This window comes from Actinotalea ferrariae, from assembly GCF_019733465.1.
Taxonomy (GTDB): Bacteria; Actinomycetota; Actinomycetes; order Actinomycetales; family Cellulomonadaceae; genus Actinotalea; species Actinotalea ferrariae_A.
In genome coordinates this window covers 1-2,048 of sequence record NZ_JACVQL010000221.1, presented here as the reverse complement: position 1 = coordinate 2,048, position 2,048 = coordinate 1, and the positions used below count along the sequence as shown (strand labels likewise).

At 76.0% G+C, this 2,048-nt stretch carries 2 protein-coding genes; one reads left to right on the top strand and one right to left on the bottom strand.

The annotated features are described in order from the left end of the window. On the bottom strand, positions 1-625 hold a 625-nt coding region (locus ICW40_RS16125; RefSeq protein ID WP_221655031.1), incomplete at its 3' end, for a hypothetical protein. Between the two features lie 238 nt (positions 626-863). Between ICW40_RS16125 and ICW40_RS16120 the strand changes: the two genes are divergently transcribed. Then, entirely contained in the window at positions 864-1,646 is a 783-nt protein-coding gene (locus ICW40_RS16120; protein WP_221655030.1) for an HAD family hydrolase, read from the top strand. The last annotated feature ends 402 nt before the right edge of the window (positions 1,647-2,048 follow it).

The following is a 2,048-nucleotide window of genomic DNA, read 5'->3' as shown; positions in this document are numbered from 1 at the left end:
GCGCCAGGTGGGCGCCTCCCCGCGCCGGCCCGCCCCGCACGGGTGCCGCGGTGCCGTCCGCGCCGAGCGCCGTGAGCGCGGTGAGCGCGGTGAGCGCAGCAGCGACGCCACGCACGTCCTGGCTCGTCACCACCACCACGCGCGCCGCGTCGTCGACCACGAGCCGGGCTGCCGGGCCGGCGAGCGCGTGCGCCGGGGCGTCGACGACCACGGTCGCGTACCGCATCCGCAGCGCCGGCCAGAGCGCCTCCAGCGCCGCCTCGGTCGGCCCACCGCCGCGCCGGTCCGTGCCCAGCACCTCCACGCCACGCCAGACCGGCAGCACGCCGTCGAGGTCCTCGGGAGCGAGGGACCCGCGCAGGTCGGCGAGGTCGGGCCACCGCACTCCCGGCGCCTCCTCGACGCCGAGCAGCACCTCGAGGCCGGGCCCCGAGCCGTCGAGCTCGACGAGCACCGCGCCGTCGCCGGTCTGCGTCGCGCCGTCGCCGGTCCGGATCGCGCCGCCGCCGGTCCGCGCCGCCTCGCGCGTCAGCAGCGCGGCGAAGGTCGACGCCCCGACGCCGCCGCACGCGCCCACGACCACGACGACGTCGGCTGCGCCCGGCGTGGCACCACCTCCTCGCACAGCCCACCTCCCCACAGCACCGTCCCCGGGCACGACGCGACCTGTCCGACAGCGTCGGGGCCTCGGCAGCCCTGGCGGAGGAGGGACCGTCGGGCCTGGGGACGGAGGGCGTCGTCGTCCGACCTGTGGAGGAGTGCGACGCCGTCGCGCTCTGCACGGACGTGCAGTCCCAAGATCGTCCGGAGCGGGGAGGCGGTCGCTACCCTCGCAGGGGCCGGGCGACGCGGAGGGAGCGACGATGGGCGGCGCCGCGTTCTTCGACCTCGACAAGACGATCATCGCGACGTCGTCGGCCACCGCGTTCTCGCGGCCGTTCTACGCCGGCGGCCTCATCACGCGCCGCGACGTGCTGCGCACCGCCTACGCGCAGTTCCTCTTCCTCCTCGGCCGCGCGGACGCCGACCAGACCGAACGCCTGCGCGCGCACCTCTCCGCGATGGTCGCCGGCTGGGACGTCGCGCAGGTCTCCTCGATCGTCTCCGAGACGCTGCACCTGCACATCGAGCCCACCGTCTACGCCGAGGCGGTGGCGCTCATCGACGAGCACCACGCGGCGGGGCGCGACGTCGTCGTCGTCTCGGCCTCCGGGTCCGAGGTCGTCGAGCCGATCGCGGCACTCCTGGGCGCGGACCGGGTGGTCGCGACGCAGATGGAGGTCGTCGACGGGCGCTACACGGGCGGCATCGCGTTCTACGCGTACGGCGAGAACAAGGCCGCGGCGGTCCGCCGGCTCGCCGACGAGCACGGCTACGACCTCGGCGCGAGCTACGCCTACTCGGACTCGATCACCGACGTGCCGATGCTCGAGGCCGTGGGCAGCGCCGCCGTGGTCAACCCCGACCGCGTGCTGCGGCGGCTCGCGGTCGAGCGCGGCTGGGACGTGCTCACCTTCGCGCGGCCCGTGGCCCTGCGGCCCGGCTTCCCCCCGCCCCGCCGCACGCTCCCGGCCGCGGCGCTCGTCGCGGCGGTCGCTGTCGTCGTCGTCCTCGCCGTCCGCAAGGGGAGACGTGGCGGCTCGTGATCCGAGACGGCGGAGCCGTTCCGTGCGGCGTCACGGGACGAACCAGGACAACTCGCCCGCTCGTCTTCCCATGCCGAGGTTCCGGGCGTACAAAGGAAGCACAACAGCAGAGCGGGACGTGAGAACCCACGCGCGACCAGTCCACGAGAGGACCTGCTGACCGGGCTTGCCCCGTTGCGGCAGTACATGCAGCGCCTGATACCTCACTTCCCGCCGCTGTCGACGACGGCGCCTCCCGGGCTCGGGGGGCGCCGTCGCTGTTCCCTCCCGGTGCCGCCCGACACGCCGTCCCGGCCACGACGTCCCCGCCGCCCGGCGCCCGGGCGCCCGTCAGGCGGGCGGCGCGTCCGGACCCGACAGCCGTCGGGCCAGCACCGCGTCGGCGACGCGCGTGCCCTCCGC